At 71.0% G+C, this 16299-nt stretch carries 20 protein-coding genes; 16 read left to right on the top strand and 4 right to left on the bottom strand.

The features are described from left to right. Nucleotides 1–69: 69 nt before the first annotated feature. From OG963_RS19835 to OG963_RS19825, 3 genes are all read left to right on the top strand, one after another. Nucleotides 70–1335, top strand: coding sequence for an alpha/beta fold hydrolase (locus tag OG963_RS19835; protein WP_030914259.1), 1266 nt, complete (start codon nt 70–72; stop codon nt 1333–1335). Continuing rightward, entirely contained in the window at nt 1304–1897 is a 594-nt protein-coding gene (tsaE, locus tag OG963_RS19830) for a tRNA (adenosine(37)-N6)-threonylcarbamoyltransferase complex ATPase subunit type 1 TsaE (RefSeq protein WP_030914261.1), read from the top strand. Before OG963_RS19835 ends, tsaE begins: the two co-directional genes overlap by 32 nt. A 133-nt stretch (nt 1898–2030) precedes the next feature. Beyond that, nucleotides 2031–2201, top strand: a complete 171-nt coding sequence (locus tag OG963_RS19825) for a hypothetical protein (RefSeq protein WP_176902154.1) — start codon at nt 2031–2033, stop codon at nt 2199–2201. Nucleotides 2202–2246: 45 nt separating this feature from the next. Here the strand turns inward: OG963_RS19825 and OG963_RS19820 are convergent, their stop codons facing one another. Further along, nucleotides 2247–2789 carry a L,D-transpeptidase gene (locus OG963_RS19820; RefSeq protein ID WP_030914264.1) on the bottom strand — a complete coding sequence of 181 codons (543 nt, stop codon included), beginning with the start codon at nt 2787–2789 and terminating at the stop codon, nt 2247–2249. Between the two features lie 197 nt (nt 2790–2986). Here OG963_RS19820 and tsaB point away from each other — a divergent pair, with 197 nt between their 5' ends. The 10 genes from tsaB (at nt 2987) to OG963_RS19770 (ending at nt 9965) form a co-directional block, all read left to right on the top strand. Continuing rightward, nucleotides 2987–3649: a tRNA (adenosine(37)-N6)-threonylcarbamoyltransferase complex dimerization subunit type 1 TsaB gene (gene tsaB / locus OG963_RS19815; protein WP_234321978.1), complete on the top strand. Its 663-nt coding sequence runs from the start codon at nt 2987–2989 to the stop codon at nt 3647–3649. Continuing rightward, nucleotides 3646–4161, top strand: a complete 516-nt coding sequence (gene rimI / locus OG963_RS19810; protein WP_030914270.1) for a ribosomal protein S18-alanine N-acetyltransferase — start codon at nt 3646–3648, stop codon at nt 4159–4161. Before tsaB ends, rimI begins: the two co-directional genes overlap by 4 nt. Then, the gene (gene tsaD / locus OG963_RS19805; RefSeq protein WP_093773241.1) at nt 4161–5264 is read left to right on the top strand and encodes a tRNA (adenosine(37)-N6)-threonylcarbamoyltransferase complex transferase subunit TsaD; all 1104 of its coding nucleotides are present in this window, start codon (nt 4161–4163) and stop codon (nt 5262–5264) included. Before rimI ends, tsaD begins: the two co-directional genes overlap by 1 nt. Next, nucleotides 5261–5548, top strand: a complete 288-nt coding sequence (locus OG963_RS19800; RefSeq protein ID WP_093773239.1) for a hypothetical protein — start codon at nt 5261–5263, stop codon at nt 5546–5548. Before tsaD ends, OG963_RS19800 begins: the two co-directional genes overlap by 4 nt. Before the next feature lie 84 nt (nt 5549–5632). After that, nucleotides 5633–6673: an LCP family protein gene (locus OG963_RS19795; protein WP_371799291.1), complete on the top strand. Its 1041-nt coding sequence runs from the start codon at nt 5633–5635 to the stop codon at nt 6671–6673. A 104-nt stretch (nt 6674–6777) separates the two neighbouring features. Further along, nucleotides 6778–7134 carry a YciI family protein gene (locus tag OG963_RS19790; RefSeq protein WP_030914281.1) on the top strand — a complete coding sequence of 119 codons (357 nt, stop codon included), beginning with the start codon at nt 6778–6780 and terminating at the stop codon, nt 7132–7134. A 65-nt stretch (nt 7135–7199) separates the two neighbouring features. After that, nucleotides 7200–8480, top strand: coding sequence for an RNA polymerase sigma factor (locus OG963_RS19785; RefSeq protein ID WP_093773235.1), 1281 nt, complete (start codon nt 7200–7202; stop codon nt 8478–8480). 66 nt (nt 8481–8546) lie between these two features. After that, the gene (locus OG963_RS19780) at nt 8547–9011 is read left to right on the top strand and encodes a VOC family protein (protein ID WP_030914287.1); all 465 of its coding nucleotides are present in this window, start codon (nt 8547–8549) and stop codon (nt 9009–9011) included. A gap of 193 nt (nt 9012–9204) precedes the next feature. Then, on the top strand, nt 9205–9345 hold the full coding sequence (locus OG963_RS19775) for a hypothetical protein (RefSeq protein WP_158715867.1): 141 nt from the start codon (nt 9205–9207) through the stop codon (nt 9343–9345). A gap of 254 nt (nt 9346–9599) precedes the next feature. After that, nucleotides 9600–9965: a hypothetical protein gene (locus OG963_RS19770; RefSeq protein ID WP_030914290.1), complete on the top strand. Its 366-nt coding sequence runs from the start codon at nt 9600–9602 to the stop codon at nt 9963–9965. Here the strand turns inward: OG963_RS19770 and OG963_RS19765 are convergent. Further along, nucleotides 9962–11323, bottom strand: coding sequence for a class I SAM-dependent methyltransferase (locus tag OG963_RS19765; protein ID WP_093773233.1), 1362 nt, complete (start codon nt 11321–11323; stop codon nt 9962–9964). The two genes, OG963_RS19770 and OG963_RS19765, sit on opposite strands and share 4 nt — an antisense overlap. Before the next feature lie 168 nt (nt 11324–11491). Here OG963_RS19765 and OG963_RS19760 point away from each other — a divergent pair, with 168 nt between their 5' ends. The 3 genes from OG963_RS19760 (at nt 11492) to groL (ending at nt 14216) form a co-directional block, all read left to right on the top strand. Beyond that, nucleotides 11492–11872 carry a hypothetical protein gene (locus OG963_RS19760; protein ID WP_093773231.1) on the top strand — a complete coding sequence of 127 codons (381 nt, stop codon included), beginning with the start codon at nt 11492–11494 and terminating at the stop codon, nt 11870–11872. Between the two features lie 310 nt (nt 11873–12182). Next, the gene (groES, locus tag OG963_RS19755; protein ID WP_030914297.1) at nt 12183–12491 is read left to right on the top strand and encodes a co-chaperone GroES; all 309 of its coding nucleotides are present in this window, start codon (nt 12183–12185) and stop codon (nt 12489–12491) included. A gap of 99 nt (nt 12492–12590) precedes the next feature. Next, on the top strand, nt 12591–14216 hold the full coding sequence (gene groL / locus OG963_RS19750; protein ID WP_030914299.1) for a chaperonin GroEL: 1626 nt from the start codon (nt 12591–12593) through the stop codon (nt 14214–14216). Nucleotides 14217–14348: 132 nt separating this feature from the next. Here the strand turns inward: groL and OG963_RS19745 are convergent, their stop codons facing one another. Then, nucleotides 14349–15044, bottom strand: a complete 696-nt coding sequence (locus OG963_RS19745) for an ester cyclase (protein ID WP_030914301.1) — start codon at nt 15042–15044, stop codon at nt 14349–14351. Nucleotides 15045–15520: 476 nt separating this feature from the next. Continuing rightward, entirely contained in the window at nt 15521–16294 is a 774-nt protein-coding gene (locus OG963_RS19740; RefSeq protein WP_093773229.1) for an SDR family oxidoreductase, read from the bottom strand. Nucleotides 16295–16299 lie beyond the last annotated feature (5 nt).

The raw sequence follows: 16299 nt of genomic DNA, 5'->3' as shown, positions 1-16299 counted from the left end.
CCCGATCCGGCACGTCCTGCATCTCCTGACCAGACCTGACGGACAACGATCGACGAGGAGCGCGGCACGGTGAGCGAGAGCAGTGCGGGGGACGCGATGGCGACGGCGGCCGCTGTGGCGGTCGGCTGGCGCCGGGCAGGCATTGCCGGAGCCGCCATAGGCGTGATCGCGGCCGGTGCGGCGGCCGGCGTCGCGGTCGAGCGGATGACTGTCGGCCGCGGCATGCGCAGGAGGGCCAGGCTGGCGCTGGACGCCTCGGGGCCGTACGGGTCGCTGCGCGGCATGCCCGGCCGGGCCACCGCCGACGACGGCACCGAGCTGTACTACGAGACCGACGAGGTCGAACCGGACGGTGGTACGGGCGCGGGCACCCGACCGGGGGCGGGTGCCGGCGCCGCCGGTACCGGACCGCGGCGGCGCCGGCTCTTCGGCCGCAAGGCCCCTGGGCCCGTCACCGTCGTCTTCAGCCACGGCTACTGCCTCAGCCAGGACTCCTGGCACTTCCAGCGGGCGGCGCTGCGCGGCCTGGTGCGCACCGTGCACTGGGACCAGCGCAGCCACGGCCGCTCCGAGCGCGGCCGGGCCCAGGCCGAGGGTGTGACGGTCGGCATCGACCAGCTCGGCCGCGACCTGAAGGCGGTCATCGACGCGGCCGCCCCCGAAGGCCGGCTGCTGCTGGTCGGACACTCGATGGGCGGCATGACGATCATGGCGCTCGCCGATCAGTACCCGCAGCTGATCCGGGACCGGGTCGCCGCTGTCGCGTTCGTCGGCACGTCGAGCGGGAAGCTCGGCGAGGTCAGCTTCGGGCTGCCGGTCGCGGGCGTGAACGCCGTGCGACGGGTGCTGCCCGGGGTGCTGAAGGCACTCGGCTCGCAGGCGGAGCTGGTGGAGCGGGGCAGGCGGGCGACCGCCGATCTCTTCGCCGGGCTCATCAAGCGGTACTCGTTCGGTTCGCGCGACGTGGATCCGGCGGTCGAGCGGTTCGCCGAGCGGCTGATCGAGTCCACCCCGATCGATGTGGTCGCGGAGTTCTACCCGGCCTTCACCGAGCACGACAAGAGTGCGGCGCTGCCCGCGTTCCGCGACATCCCGGTGCTGATCCTGGCGGGCGACAAGGACCTGGTGACGCCCAGTTCGCACAGCGAGGCCATCGCCGACGAGCTGCCGGACGCGGAGCTGGTCATCGTGCCGGACGCCGGGCATCTGGTGATGCTGGAGCACCCGGAGACGGTGACGGACCGGATGGCGGACCTGCTGGTCCGGATCGGAGCCGTACAGGCAGCGGCTAACGTTGGCGGGCATGGAAGCACCGCACAACAGCCTGGCGGCTGACGCCGCGAACGCCCCGGTAGCGCACGCCGCGCCCGGGGAGACGCAGGCAGGAGCAGCCCCGGCCGGGGAAACCCCGGTCACCGCCCGCCTCGACGTCACCTCCCCCGAACAGATGCAGGCCCTGGGCCGCCGGATCGCCGGCCTGCTGCGCCCCGGCGACCTCGTGATGCTCAGCGGTGAGCTCGGCGCCGGGAAGACGACGCTGACCCGGGGCCTCGGTGAGGGGCTCGGGGTGCGTGGCGCCGTGACCTCTCCCACCTTTGTGATCGCCCGCGTCCACCCGTCGCTGGGCACCGGCCCGGCGCTCGTCCATGTCGACGCGTACCGGCTGGGCGGCGGGCTCGACGAGATGGAGGACCTGGACCTCGACGTGTCGCTGCCGGAGTCGGTGGTGGTCGTGGAGTGGGGCGACGGCAAGGTCGAGGAGCTGTCGGACGACCGGCTGCACGTGGTGATCCACCGTGCGGTAGGCGATACGGACGACGAACGGCGCTCGGTGACGCTGGTCGGGATCGGCGCGCGCTGGTCCGGGATGCGGGCGGAGCTGGAAGCGGCGCACTGAGCCCGCGCCGACAGTTTTCCGACAGGGTGTCGGCATATTGTTGCGCCGGGCGGGCCGGGCGTGGTCACATGGATGCCGAGAGCGGGTTAGGTGTACCTAACCACGCCTTCCACCGGAGCACCAGGAGGCATCCATGCCGACGCCCGAGCGTGAAGCGCAGCCGCAGCCGCCAGTGCCGTCCGCGGTGTCGATGAAGGATCTGCTGGCGGCCTGCGCCGCGGCCACCGCGGTCTCCACCCCGCCGTCGGAGCAACGGCAGGACTCGGGAGAGCCGCCGGCGTCCGAGGAGCGCGACGCCGCGTAGCGGGTTTCCGCGCGCGACGGCGCGCAGCCGGCTTCCGTCCGGGCGTTACGGGACCACGACCACCTTGGCGCCGACTGTCGCGAACGCCCACATCGCGTTGCCGTCCGCCCGCTTCATCCGTACCCCGCCGGTCTTCAGCTTGCGGTCCGGGCTCTCCATGGAGCCGTCCTGCGCCGCACTGAACCCGACGGGTACACCGCCGTCGGCCACCGCGAACAGCACCACGTGCTCGATCGGCACGCCGTCCGAGCCCTTGATGACGCCCGTGCGCGAACGCACCTTGTACGACCCGGGCCGCGGGTTCACCGAGCTCGGCATGACCGCGAAGGACCGGATCGTCTTCCCCTTCGCGTTGACCAGCCACACCCGCCGGTCGTCCAGCGCGTACACGACCCGGGCACCGGTGCCGGAGTCGGCGGGGACCGTGAGCGGGTGCTTCTTGTCCTTGTGCTCGGCGGCGTGGCCGGCGGGCGGGGCGGTGCTGGTCGTCTTCGGACTGGGGGCGGCGAGTGTCTCGGGGACGTTCGCCGATGCCTGGTAGGCCAGGAAGCCGACCGCGGCGAGTGCCGCCGCAGTGAGCCCGGCCACGATTCCCGAGCTGCCCCTTGCCACCGTGCGCGCCCCTTTCGCTTTCGTCCGTCACGCAAGCGCTTCGTATGTCGCATGTCGTACAAGCGTTTACGTCGTACTCGCGTACACCGGGTGACGGTAGCAGCAGCGGCCGGTGGGAACGGGACTCCGTACGGGGAGCCGTGGTGCCGTCGCCGGAGCCGTAGGCTGTTTGCGTGCTCTTGCTCGCTGTGGATACCGCCACCCCCGCCGTCACCGTTGCCCTGTACGACGGGACCGCCGTCGTCGCCGAGTCGAGTCAGGTCGACGCCCGACGGCACGGGGAACTGCTGCTGCCCGCTGTCGACCGGGTCCTCGGCGAGGCCGGAACGGGACTCGACGCCGTGACCGCCGTGGTCGTGGGTGTCGGCCCGGGACCGTACACGGGCCTGCGGGTCGGGCTGGTGACGGCCGCGACGTTCGGCTCGGTGCTCTCCGTGCCGGTGCACGGGTTGTGCACGCTGGACGCCCTCGCCTACGCCGCCGGGCGCAGCGGCCTGGAGGGGCCGTTCGCCGTCGCGACGGACGCCCGCCGCAAGGAGGTCTACTGGGCGCGGTACGAGGACCCGCGAACCCGCACGGGTGAACCCGCCGTCGACCGTCCCGCCGACATCGCCGAACAGCTCGCCGGGCTTCCGGTGGTCGGAGCGGGCGCGGCGCTCTACCCCGACGCGTTCCCGGACGCCCGCGGTCCCGAGCACGTCTCCGCGGGTGCGCTCGCAGCCCTGGCCGCCGAGCGTCTCGCCGCGGGAGCGCAGCTGCTGCCGCCGCAGCCGCTGTATCTGCGCAGACCCGACGCCCAGGTCCCGAAGAACTACAAGGTGGTCACCCCGAAGTGACGCCCCCGACTGCCGTACTGCGTGAAATGCGCTGGTGGGACATCGATCCGGTGCTGGAGCTCGAACACGAGCTGTTCCCGGAGGACGCCTGGTCGGCCGGCATGTTCTGGTCCGAGCTGGCGCACGCGCGCGGACCACAGGCGACCCGGCGCTATGTCGTCGCCGAGTCCCCGGTCACCGGCCGGATCGTCGGGTACGCGGGGCTCGCCGCGGCCGGTGACCTCGCCGACGTCCAGACGATCGGCGTCACCCGCGACCACTGGGGCGGCGGCCTCGGCTCCGAACTCCTCACCGACCTGCTGAAGCACGCCACGGCCTTCGAGTGCGCCGAGGTGCTGCTCGAGGTCCGGGTCGACAACACCCGCGCGCAGAAGCTGTACGAACGCTTCGGCTTCGAACCGATCGGCTTCCGCCGCGGTTACTACCAGCCGGGCAACATCGACGCGCTCGTCATGCGCCTGACGGTGCAAGAGCCCGCACAAGAGCCCGTACAAGAGACAGAGACTGACTGATGGCTGACGAACCGCTCGTACTCGGCATCGAGACCTCCTGCGACGAGACCGGCGTCGGTATCGTCCGCGGTACGACGCTGCTCGCCGACGCCATCGCGTCCAGCGTCGACACCCATGCCCGCTTCGGTGGCGTCGTCCCGGAGATCGCGTCCCGCGCCCACCTGGAGTCGATGGTCCCCACCATCGAACGCGCCCTGAAGGAAGCCGGCATCAGCGCCCGCGACCTCGACGGCATCGCCGTCACGGCCGGCCCCGGGCTCGCGGGCGCGCTGCTCGTCGGCGTCTCGGCGGCGAAGGCGTACGCGTACGCGCTGAACAAGCCGCTGTACGGCGTGAACCACCTCGCCTCGCACATCTGCGTAGACCAGCTGGAGCACGGGCCGCTGCCCGAGCCGACGATGGCGCTGCTGGTCAGTGGCGGCCACTCGTCGCTGCTGCTCGCGCCGGACATCACCAACGACGTACGGCCGATGGGCGCGACCATCGACGACGCGGCGGGCGAGGCCTTCGACAAGATCGCCCGGGTGCTGAACCTCGGCTTCCCCGGCGGCCCGGTCATCGACCGGCTGGCGAAGGAGGGCGACCCGAAGGCCATCGCGTTCCCGCGCGGATTGAGCGGCTCGCGCGACCCCGCGTACGACTTCTCCTTCTCCGGCCTGAAGACATCCGTCGCCCGTTGGGTCGAGGCGAAGCGGGCCGCGGGCGAGGAGGTGCCGGTACGCGATGTGGCGGCATCCTTCCAGGAGGCCGTGGTGGACGTGCTCACCCGCAAGGCCGTCCGGGCGTGCAAGGACGAGGGCGTCGACCACCTGATGATCGGCGGCGGGGTCGCGGCCAACTCGCGGCTGCGGGCGCTGGCCCAGGAGCGGTGCGAGCGGGCGGGCATCCGGCTGCGGGTGCCGCGGCCGGGGCTGTGCACGGACAACGGTGCGATGGTCGCGGCGCTGGGCGCCGAGATGGTGGCACGCAACCGCTCCGCGTCGGACCTGGACCTGTCGGCGGACTCGTCGCTGCCGGTGACGGACACGCATGTGCCGGGCAGCGCGCACCACCACGACCACGATCATGTGCACGAGGTCAGCAAGGACAACCTCTACTCATGACGGTCGCACTCATGTGGGAGGCCCGGGCCGTGGCCGGCCGGGGCGCCGAGCTGCTGGAGTGGGCGCGGACGCGCACGGGCGAGCTGGCGTACGAGCCGCTGCGGTACGAGCTGCTGCGCGCGCCGCAGGACCGGGTGCTGGTCATCACCTGGTGGGAGGCGGCGTACGGCGATGCGCTGCCCGAACTTCCCGAGCCCGAGCCGGAGTTGATCACTCGGGCGGTGCACCGCTGGCGGTTCGAGGTCGCCGTTCCGGACAGCGGCCCGGATATCGGCCGGATATGAGAAAACTCAACGGATCCTGAGATTTCCCGAAAGAAAACCGAACAAGGGTTCCGGGCGTAATAGTTCGGACTTACGTTCCTGGACGTGACCGGAGACAAGAGACGCCTTTCCCGTCGGCTCAAGGCGGCCGCGGCGGTGACGGGCTGCATCCTGGTGCTCGTCGCGGCCGGGGCGGGGTGGGCGTACTGGCATCTGAACCAGAACATCCGCAGCGTGGACATCGACAGCGCGCTCGGCGACGACCGCCCGGCCAGGGCGCCCGTCACCACCGTCCCGACCGCGGCCCCGTCGGCGTCGGCCTCCGCGTCCCCGCTGCCGACCGGTGTGCTGAACATCCTGGTTCTCGGGTCGGACTCGCGCAGTGGCGGCGAGAACGCCGCGCTCGGCGGCGGTGACAGCACGGGCGCCCGCTCCGACACGGCGATGGTCGTCCATCTCGATGCCGACCGTACGAAGGCCACCGTCGTCAGCATTCCGCGCGACACCCTGGTGACGCGTCCCTCGTGTCCGACCCCGTCGGGCGGCACCACTCCGACGACGTACGGCGCGATGTTCAACAGCGCGTACGCGGTCGGCGGTCCCGTCTGCGCCGTCAAGACGGTGGAGCAGCTCACCGGCGTCCGGATGGACCACTACATCGAGATCGACTTCGCAGGCTTCGCCGGTCTCGTCGACGCGTTGGGCGGGGTGACCGTCACCACGACACAGGACATCGACGACGACAGGAGTCATCTCCACCTCGACGCGGGCACGCACCGGCTCGACGGCACCCAGGCCCTCGCCTTCGCCCGCACCCGCCACGGCATCGGCGACGGCAGCGACCTGGGCCGGATAAAGCTCCAGCAACAGCTGGTCGCGGCGCTGCTGAAGGAAGCCGGGAAGACCGAGCTGCTGACCGACCCGGCCGCCCTGTACAAGATGGCGGACGCGGCCACCGGCAGTCTGACCACGGACACCGGCCTCGACTCGCTCGGCGAGCTGAGAGGCCTGGCGCAGGGCCTGGGCGCCATCCCCGCGACCGGGCTGACCACGGTCACCATGCCCGTCGTCGCGGCCCCGTCCGACCCCAACCGGGTGGTGGCGCAGGAGCCTGCCGCGAGCACGCTCTGGGAGTCCCTGCGATAAGGGCCGAAAAAATCTTCCGGAGGTGTGTCGATTGCGGCGTCTTCCGTTCGACGCAAGGGTGAGAGGCAGGGATAGCCCCCGCCCTCCCGTACCGAGGAGTCACCATGCCGCGCTTCCTGTCGATGATCCGCATCGATGAGCAGAACCTGCCCGCCCAGACCCCCGACCCCGACTTCGAGACGCGCATGGGGGCACTGTTCGAGGAGATCACCAAGGCCGGGGTCATGCTGGACACGGCAGGGCTCGCCCCCACCTCGCAGGGGACGAGGGTCCGCTGGGAGGACGGCAAGCTGAGCTACACGGACGGGCCGTTCACCGAGACCAAGGAAGTCGTCGGCGGCTACGCCATCATGCAGTGCAAGGACAGGCCCGAGGCCCTGGAGTGGACCAAGCGGTTCCTGGAGATCCACCCCGACAACTGGACAGTCACCGCCGAGGTCCGCGAGATCGCCGAGGGCTGAGCCGGTACACCCTCCGGTCCCGGCCCGGCCGCGCTTGCTCCGCCTCCGATCGGCTGCTCTGATGGGTGGCCGTGACGGAAGCAAGCGCGACCGCGGCGGTCGAGGCCGTGTTCAGGATCGAGTCCGCACGGATCATCGCCGGTGTCACCCGCATCGTGCGGGACGTGGGCATCGCCGAGGAACTCGCGCAGGACGCCCTGGTCGCGGCACTGGAGCAGTGGCCGGAGTCGGGTGTCCCGGACCGGCCGGGCGCCTGGCTGACGGCCACCGCCAAGCACCGCGCGATCGATCTGGTCCGCCGCAAGGAGACGTACGCCCGCAAGCTCGCCGAGGTCGGGCGGACCCTGGAGGACGTACAGCCGCCCGGGCCGGAGGACATCGCCGGCGCCGACGACATCGACGACGACCTGCTGCGGCTGATCTTCACCGCCTGCCACCCCGTGCTGTCGACCGAGGCCCGGATCGCGCTCACCCTGCGGCTGCTCGGCGGCCTCACCACCGACGAGATCGCCCGGGCGTTCCTGGTGTCCGAGCCGACCGTCGCCCAGCGCATCGTCCGCGCGAAACGCACCCTGGGCCGGGCCGGCGTCCCCTTCGAGGTGCCGTACGGAGCCGACCGCGCGGCCCGGCTCGGCTCGGTACTCGAAGTGATCTACCTGATCTTCAACGAGGGGTACGCGGCCACCGCGGGCGACGACTGGCTGCGCCCGGGGCTGTGCGAGGACGCGCTGCGGCTGGCGCGGGTGCTGGCCGGGCTGATGGGGCAGGAACCCGAAGTGCACGGCCTGGCCGCCCTGCTGGAGCTCCAGGCGTCCCGCACCGCGGCCAGGACCGGCCCGGACGGCGAGCCCGTCCTGCTCGCCGAGCAGAACCGGTCCCGTTGGGACCGGTTGCTGATCCGGCGCGGGTACGCGGCCCTGGAGCGGGCGAACGCGCTGGGCGGGGCCCCCGGCCCGTACGCCCTGCAGGCCGCCATCGCGGCGTGCCACGCCCACGCGGTGACGTACGAGGAGACGGACTGGGCGGTCATCGCCACGCTCTACGGCCTGCTGGTCAAGGCGGCCCCGTCACCGGTGGTGGAACTGAACCGCGCCGTCGCGGTGTCGATGGCCGAGGGGCCCGAGGCCGGGCTCGCCCTGGTCGATGCCCTGGCGGGTGACCCGGCGCTGGCGGCGTACCACCTGCTGCCGAGCGTGCGCGGCGATCTGCTGGCGCGGCTCGGGCGCGCGGACGAGGCGCGGGCGGAATTCGTTCGGGCGGCGGGGCTGACCCGTAACGCACGCGAGCGGGCGCTGCTGCTTGCACGGGCGGAGAAGGAGGCGGAGGAGGGCGGCGCGGCGCGATGAGTTCCGGGCGGCCGCGGGGTCTACCTTGCACAACCATCCCCCGCACGAGTCGCCGAGGAGCAGGCCATGCAGAAGATCAAGACCTTCCTGTGGTTCGACAACCAGGCCGAGGAGGCCGCGAACCACTACGTCTCCATCTTCGGAGGGGACTCGAAGGTGCTGGGTGTCACCCACTACACCGAGGCGTCGCCGGGCGAGCCGGGCGCGGTCATGACCGTCGAATTCCGGCTGGCGGGCCAGGAGTACGTCGCACTCAACGGCGGCCCGCAGTTCCCCTTCACCGAAGCGATCTCGCTCTCCGTCGACTGCGAGTCGCAGGCGGAGGTCGACGAGTTGTGGGCCAGGCTCACCGACGGCGGCGAGGAGGGTCAGTGCGGCTGGCTCAAGGACAGGTACGGGCTGTCCTGGCAGATCGTCCCGCGTGGGCTGTCCGAGGCGCTCTCCGACCCGGACCCGGTCAAGGCGGACCGGGCCATGAAGGCCATGCTCGGCATGAAGAAGCTCGACATCGAGGCGCTGCTCGACGCCTGACGTTCCGGGGCGTGGCCGACCCTGCCGGTCTGCCGCCGCACCCGGTCAACCGGCCACTCGAGCTGTACGCCACTGAGGTGGCCCCGGTCATCCGCATGGAGTCAGTCCGATCGCACGGGCGCACCGGGCGGTTCGGCGGGCTCGTTGACCGCGTGACCGGGCGCATCGGGTGCCCGTCGAGAGAGGAGGCGCCATGTCCGATCGGTACGACTACAGCGGCGAACCGGAGCACGATCCCGACGTGGCGGACGGCATCCACGACTCCGAGTACATCGGCTCGGCCGACGAGCCCGACGCGTACGACGACTATCTGGACAGTGAGCAGTACGACTGAACCCGACAGGGACGGGCGGGGCTCACGCTGTCGACCGACCCCGCCCGTCCCCCTGGTCGTTCACGGGCCTCCGGACGACCGGCCGGCTGCTCGGGTCCGGCGTCACCACGGCGTTCGTACACCGCGGCCGGGTGCTGCGGGTGCTCGTCGGGCGCGCGGGCCGAGCCGTTGTTCTCCGTCGTCGGCGGCGCCCACCACTGCCCCCGCCCCTATCCTGGCCGCGTAGCAGGATCTGGGCAGGGGGAGGGTGTCACATGGAGTGGTACTGGTGGGTGCTCATCATCTTCTGGACCGGCGGCTTCGGATGGGCGGTCGACAACGTCCGTACGGCGCTGCGCAACCGGCACACGCGCAAGCTGGAACTGCTGGAGGCGAGCAAGCAGGAACGCCTGGCCGTCGAGGCGGCGAACCGGCCGCCGGAGCCGATCTGCGGCTGCACGCACCACCTTGCGAAGCACGACAAGCGGGGCAAGTGCCATGAGCGGATCGAGGTGCCGACGGCCTGGGACGAGAGCAAGAAGCCGGTCCGCTTCGAAGCCGGGCAGTGCAACTGCCAGCAGTACGTGGGCCCGCAGCCGCTCTCCCAGGTGTACGCGGAGGACCTGACCGACCTGGCCTAGGGCGTCTCCGGCCGCAGGGGGTGGCCGATCAGCATGGTCGGCGCCCCGGCGACCCGGGTCAGGAACACGGTCGCGGCGTTCGGGCCCTGGAGCTTCATCCTGCGGCGCAGCTCCTCCGGTTCGACCGCCGAGCCCCGCTTCTTGACGGTCAGTACGCCGACCTTCCGCTCCCGCAGCAGCGCCTTCAGCTTCTTCATGTTGAACGGCAGCCGGTCGGTGATCTCGTACGCGGCGGTGTACGGGGAGTCGTACGGCTCGTCGCTCGTGACGTACGCGATCGTCTCGTCGATCAGCCGGCCGCCCGACCGCCCCACGATGTCGGCGACCAGATGCGCACGGATGACGGCACCGTCCGGCTCGTACAGATAGCGGCCGACCGGACCGACGGGCGGAGCGGGCAGCGCGGCCGGAGCCGACAGGGTCGCGCCGGCCGGGAGCAGCGTGGCGCGGTACGAGCCGGCCGCGAACCCTTCGCCGAACCAGAGCACCGCCTCCTTCACATCGCCGCCGTCCGAGATCCACTCGGCCTCCGCCTGCGCCGGGACCGCCTCGTGAGGGATGCCGGGGGCGATCTTCAGCGCGGCGCGAGGGGCCTTCAGCGCGGTGCCGGTCGCCCAGGAGAGCGGCGGCGAGTATGCCTCCGGGTCGAAGATCCTGCCGCGCCCGCCGCGCCGGGCCGGGTCGACGAAGACGGCGTCGTAGGCGGCGGTGTCGATCTCGGTGACATCGGCGCACCGCACCTCGATCAGGGCGTCCAGTCCGAGCGCGGCGGCGTTGGCGCGGGCGACCTCGGCGGTCAGCGGGTCGCGGTCCACGGCGAGGACGGAGATGCCCGCGCGGGCGAGCGCGATGGCGTCACCACCGATCCCGCAGCAGAGATCGGCGACGCTGCGGACGCCGGCCGCGGCGAACCGGCCGGCCCGGTACGTGGCGACCGACGTACGGGTCGCCTGCTCGACACCGTTCGGCGTGAAGAACATCCGGTACGCGTCCTCGGCGCCGAACTTCGCCACCGCCCGCTGCCGCAGCCGCGCCTGCCCCAGTGCCGCCGAAACCAGGGCGGCCGGGTGGCTGCGGCGCAGCCGGGTCGCGGTGGCGAGCTCCTGTGCGGGGTCGTAGGACCGCAGCTCGGTCAGGAGCGCCGTGCCCTCCGGCGCGCGCAGTGCCGTGAAGGCGGCGAGCGGGTCGTCGAGCGGGTCGGCGGCACCGGAGGGGTCGCTCGGTTCGGGCGGGTCTGTCGGGCCGGTCGGGGCGAAGGCGTTCACCGGCCCATTGTGAGCCAGCCGGGGGACCGCTCGGGGGCCGGCGGCGGTGTCAGGGCGAGTGATCGTTCGACTGCTGTCACTATCCGAAATCATGTGGTCTTACGACAAAAGGAAGAATTTGCCATGACGTGGCGGAGGCCGGGCTCGATCCGTCGCGGCCGGGGTGACCTGCGGGCGGAGGCCGGGATGCGAGGCTCCCTGCGTGGTCGTGAAGACCATCCTGGACGACGGGTGCGCCGTGGCACGGCCGGAGGGCCACGTATGGGCCGGGCGCGGCGGCTGCTCGCCGGACTGCTGGCGGCCGGTGCGCTCCTGACCGCCACTGCCGGGTGCGCGCAGTCGGTCGACCCGATCGAACGGCTGGGCCGGAAGGCCGCACAGAAGGTGCAGGGCCCGCACCGCGCACCGGCGGCGGGGCCCGAGGGGGTGTCGGAGTCAGGGGCGAAGGCGGGCGCGCGGCGTGATCACGGGGCGCCCGGGTCGTGGGCCGTCACCGCCTGCGGGCGGCGGGACCGGCCGCAGGAGTCCGCGGACTCCCGGCCGTCGCCACCGCCGCGGCACCGGTGGCCGGACCGGCCGGAGTCGTACGACGCCGTGGACCCCGACGTCATGGACTCCGGCGACGGGTGCGAGCGGCGGTAGCCGCGTGCCCGCGGGCTTCGCGCGCCCATGAACTTCACCCCGCGGACCTCACCGAGGGCGCATGCTCCGGCCCCCGCACCGCGGGAACCTGGCCTGGGCTGCCGCGCCACGACCGCACGTAATTGGCACTCCGCTTGACCGAGTGCTAATCGCGGTCATAGTCTCGGCTCTGGCACTCCCCAGTGGAGAGTGCCAGCAGTACTGTGCGACTGGCAGGTCCGGCACCCGCGACGACGGATCCACCTGGTCGCCACCCCAGACAGTTAACCCCGCAGTTAACCCCGAGATCTCCGAAGGGGGAGGCCGGATCGTGACGACCACCAGCTCCAAGGTTGCCATCAAGCCGCTTGAGGACCGCATTGTGGTCCAGCCGCTCGACGCCGAGCAGACCACGGCCTCTGGCCTGGTCATCCCGGACACCGCCAAGGAGAAGCCCCAGGAGGGCGTCGTCCTGGCCGTGGGCCCGGGTCGCTTCGAGAACGGCGAGCGTCTTCCGCTCGACGTCAACACCGGTGACATCGTGCTCTACAGCAAGTACGGCGGCACCGAGGTGAAGTACAACGGCGAGGAGTACCTCGTCCTCTCGGCTCGCGACGTGCTCGCGATCGTCGAGAAGTAATTCACCCACGTTTGCTTCTGTTCTGCGCCCCTGGCCCCCTGCGAAATAACTAGCCGGCGGTCGGGGGCGCAGTTCGTTTGAGAGGACAGCTCAGCTCCCATGGCGAAGATTCTGAAGTTCGACGAGGACGCCCGTCGCGCCCTTGAGCGTGGCGTCAACAAGCTTGCCGACACGGTGAAGGTGACGATCGGCCCCAAGGGCCGCAACGTCGTCATCGACAAGAAGTTCGGCGCTCCCACCATCACCAACGACGGTGTCACCATCGCGCGCGAGGTCGAGCTCGACGACCCGTACGAGAACCTCGGTGCCCAGCTGGTGAAGGAGGTGGCGACCAAGACCAACGACGTAGCGGGTGACGGCACCACCACCGCCACCGTGCTCGCCCAGGCGCTCGTCCGCGAGGGCCTGCGCAACGTTGCCGCGGGCGCGTCCCCGGCCGCCCTGAAGAAGGGCATCGACGCCGCGGTCAAGGCCGTGTCCGAGGAGCTCCTCGCGACCGCCCGACCGATCGACGACAAGTCCGACATCGCCGCTGTGGCCGCGCTCTCCGCGCAGGACTCGCAGGTCGGCGAGCTCATCGCGGACGCGATGGACAAGGTCGGCAAGGACGGTGTCATCACCGTCGAGGAGTCCAACACCTTCGGTCTGGACCTCGAGTTCACCGAGGGCATGGCCTTCGACAAGGGTTACCTGTCCCCGTACATGGTGACCGACCAGGAGCGTATGGAGGCCGTCCTCGACGACCCGTACATCCTGATCCACCAGGGCAAGATCGGCTCGATCCAGGAGCTGCTCCCGCTGCTGGAGAAGGTCATCCAGGCCGGTGGCTCCAAGCCGCTGCTGATCATCGCCGAGGACGTCGAGGGCGAGGCCCTGTCGACCCTGGTCGTCAACAAGATCCGTGGCACCTTCAACGCCGTCGCGGTGAAGGCCCCGGGCTTCGGTGACCGCCGCAAGGCCATGCTCGGCGACATCGCCACCCTCACCGGTGCGACCGTCATCGCCGAGGAGGTCGGCCTCAAGCTCGACCAGGCCGGTCTGGACGTGCTGGGCACGGCGCGCCGCGTGACCGTCTCCAAGGACGACACGACCATCGTGGACGGCGGCGGCGAGCCCGGCGACGTCAAGGGCCGGGTCAACCAGATCAAGGCCGAGATCGACTCCACGGACTCCGACTGGGACCGCGAGAAGCTCCAGGAGCGCCTTGCGAAGCTGGCCGGCGGCGTGTGCGTGATCCGCGTCGGTGCCGCCACCGAGGTGGAGCTCAAGGAGAAGAAGCACCGTCTGGAGGACGCCATCTCCGCGACCCGCGCCGCGGTCGAGGAGGGCATCGTCTCCGGTGGTGGCTCCGCTCTGGTCCACGCCGTCAAGGTCCTCGAGGGCAACCTCGACAAGACCGGCGACGAGGCCACCGGTGTCGCGGTCGTGCGCCGCGCCGCCGTCGAGCCGCTGCGCTGGATCGCCGAGAACGCGGGCCTCGAGGGTTACGTCATCACCTCGAAGGTCGCCGAGCTCGACAAGGGCCAGGGCTTCAACGCCGCGACCGGCGAGTACGGCGACCTGGTGAAGGCCGGCGTCATCGACCCGGTCAAGGTCACCCGCTCCGCGCTGGAGAACGCCGCGTCCATCGCGTCGCTGCTGCTCACGACCGAGACCCTGGTCGTCGAGAAGCCGGCCGAGGAAGAGGCCGAGGCAGGCCACGGCGGTCACGGTCACTCGCACTGACGCGTAGCCGCGCCGGCGCACAGCCGTAGAAGGCCCCCTGTTCCCACCGCTCAGCGGCGGGAACAGGGGGCCTTCGGTCTTCTTCGTTCCGCGGTGCCCGGTGTCGTTCCGCGGTACCCGGTCGGGCGCGGTTCAGTCGAGCGCGCCGAGCTGGCGCATCAGGCCCATGATGTCTTCGTGCCACCAGCCCTCCTGGATCCTGCCGTCCCTGAACCGGAAGATGGTGGTGCCGGTCATGATGCACTGCCTGCCCGTCGGCGGGATGCCCATGAAGTCGCCCTTGTGGGTGCCGGTCCAGGTCCACAGCGTCACGACGTCGTCGCCCTCGCAGATCTGCCGGTCCAGGTCGAAGGAGAAGTCGAAGGCGGCCCGCCATCGGATGAGATCGTCCCGGAGTCCGCCGGATCCGATCACGGTGTCCTCTTCCTTCGCGATGTCGTGGTCGGCGTAGTCGATCGCGAACACCTCGCCGATGGCGTCCAGGTTGCCGCCGACGGCGATCTCGTGGAAGAACCGGCGGGACAGTGTCTGGTTCAACTGCTCGTCGCGGACCACGTCGAGATCGGTGAAGGTGGGCGTCCCGTCGCAGAGCGCGACCATTTCCTGGAAGATCCGGTCGGTCTCCGGCAGTTTGGAGTTCGCCACCGCGTCTTCGTACGAAGGGAATTCGACGATCTCCACGTAGTGGGACCCGTCGGAGCGGTCCTTGCCGATCAGGCTGTGAGTGGCGGTCCGGGAGCCCTTGGTCAGTTCGACCCACTCGTCCATGAGGCGGTCCATGTCATCGAACCGCTCCGTCTTGCAGTCGATTACTTGTACGAATCTCATGGCGTCTCCCGGTCTCACGAGCCCGGATGGGATGGTTCCATTTTATTGGGACACGGGGTTCGTGACGGTTCGGGCGGAGCGCTCGGACCGAGTGATTCAGGCTTCTCGGCAGGCACCGGCTTCGCGGAGGACGGGCCGGCCGCGCACCGCGCCGTCCTGTCCGGCGCCTGGCCCGCCGACCCGTGCCGCTCGGCACCCGGCGACGATGCGGCACACCGACTCGGCAGCGCATTCGGCAGGCCGCGCAACGGCGCCGTTCCGGACGGAAAGTGAAGATCCGTCACAGCGGGCGTGATGCTGTGCGCCCCGCCGTGTCACCGAGGTCCGAGCCGTGCCGAGACCTCCGGCTCGGCTTGCCCCCGCCGCCCGTGCCGTCATGGAGAACAACGGCGGCGAGGAGCGGTTCGGCGACAGGACGAAGCCCGCCGCCCCGACATCGGCGCCCGCACGGGCCGCGGCAGCCGACAGGAACCCGCTCACTGCGGTCCGTACTTGCGGCCCGTCTTGGAGGTGACCCCGCCGAGCAGGCCGCGCGGCGCCACCTTCACCAGCCCCATCAGCGTCTTGTACCGCGCGTCCGGGATCGAGACCGACTTGCCGCGCGCCAGATCCGCCAGCGCCGCCTCCACCAGCTTGTCCGCGTCGAGCCACATCCAGCCCGGGATGTTGCCGGTCCCCATTCCGGCCCGCTCATGGAACTCGGTCCGTACGAAGCCGGGGCAGAGCGCCATCAGCCGCACCCCCGACCCGGCCAGATCCTTCGCCGCGCCCTGGGTGAACTGCACGACCCACGCCTTCGACGCGCCGTACGTACCGCGCGGTACGAACGCCGCCACCGAGGCCACGTTGACGACCCCGCCCCGCCCGCGCTCCTTCATTCCGGCCGCGGCCGCCGAGGTCAGCCGCAGCACCGCCTCGCAGTGCACCTTCAGCATCTTCAGCTCATCGGCCGTCGACACCTCCAGGTAGCGGCCCTTGTTGCCGAACCCGGCGTTGTTGATCAGTAGATCGACGGATTGCCGATGGTCCGTCAGTCGTGCCTCGACCGAGGCGATCCCGTCGTCCTCGGACAGGTCGGCGGTCAGCACCTCGGCCTCGATGCCATGCAGGTCGTGCAGTTCGGTGGCCTGCTCCCGGAGCCGCTCGGTGTCGCGCGCCACCAGCACCAGGTTGTGCCCATCGGCCGCGAGCCGCCGTGCGAAGGCGGCCCCGATCCCCGCGGTCGCGCCCGTAATCAGTGCAGTCGTCATACGCG

The organism is Streptomyces sp. NBC_01707, from assembly GCF_041438805.1.
GTDB lineage: Bacteria > Actinomycetota > Actinomycetes > Streptomycetales > Streptomycetaceae > Streptomyces.
This window is presented reverse-complemented; position numbering and strand designations above follow the sequence as displayed.

Bases quoted from the DNA above. Each gene is read 5' to 3' on its own strand.
- OG963_RS19740 (WP_093773229.1), bottom strand. From the start codon at position 16,294: ATGACGACTGCACTGATTACGGGCGCGACCGCGGGGATCGGGGCCGCC.
- tsaE (WP_030914261.1), top strand. From the start codon at position 1,304: ATGGAAGCACCGCACAACAGCCTGGCGGCTGACGCCGCGAACGCCCCG.
- OG963_RS19770 (WP_030914290.1), top strand. From the start codon at position 9,600: ATGGAGTGGTACTGGTGGGTGCTCATCATCTTCTGGACCGGCGGCTTC.
- OG963_RS19775 (WP_158715867.1), top strand. From the start codon at position 9,205: ATGTCCGATCGGTACGACTACAGCGGCGAACCGGAGCACGATCCCGAC.
- tsaD (WP_093773241.1), top strand. From the start codon at position 4,161: ATGGCTGACGAACCGCTCGTACTCGGCATCGAGACCTCCTGCGACGAG.
- OG963_RS19790 (WP_030914281.1), top strand. From the start codon at position 6,778: ATGCCGCGCTTCCTGTCGATGATCCGCATCGATGAGCAGAACCTGCCC.
- OG963_RS19765 (WP_093773233.1), bottom strand. From the start codon at position 11,323: ATGATTTCGGATAGTGACAGCAGTCGAACGATCACTCGCCCTGACACC.
- OG963_RS19825 (WP_176902154.1), top strand. From the start codon at position 2,031: ATGCCGACGCCCGAGCGTGAAGCGCAGCCGCAGCCGCCAGTGCCGTCC.
- groL (WP_030914299.1), top strand. From the start codon at position 12,591: ATGGCGAAGATTCTGAAGTTCGACGAGGACGCCCGTCGCGCCCTTGAG.
- OG963_RS19745 (WP_030914301.1), bottom strand. From the start codon at position 15,044: ATGAGATTCGTACAAGTAATCGACTGCAAGACGGAGCGGTTCGATGAC.
- OG963_RS19760 (WP_093773231.1), top strand. From the start codon at position 11,492: ATGGGCCGGGCGCGGCGGCTGCTCGCCGGACTGCTGGCGGCCGGTGCG.
- OG963_RS19780 (WP_030914287.1), top strand. From the start codon at position 8,547: ATGCAGAAGATCAAGACCTTCCTGTGGTTCGACAACCAGGCCGAGGAG.
- OG963_RS19800 (WP_093773239.1), top strand. From the start codon at position 5,261: ATGACGGTCGCACTCATGTGGGAGGCCCGGGCCGTGGCCGGCCGGGGC.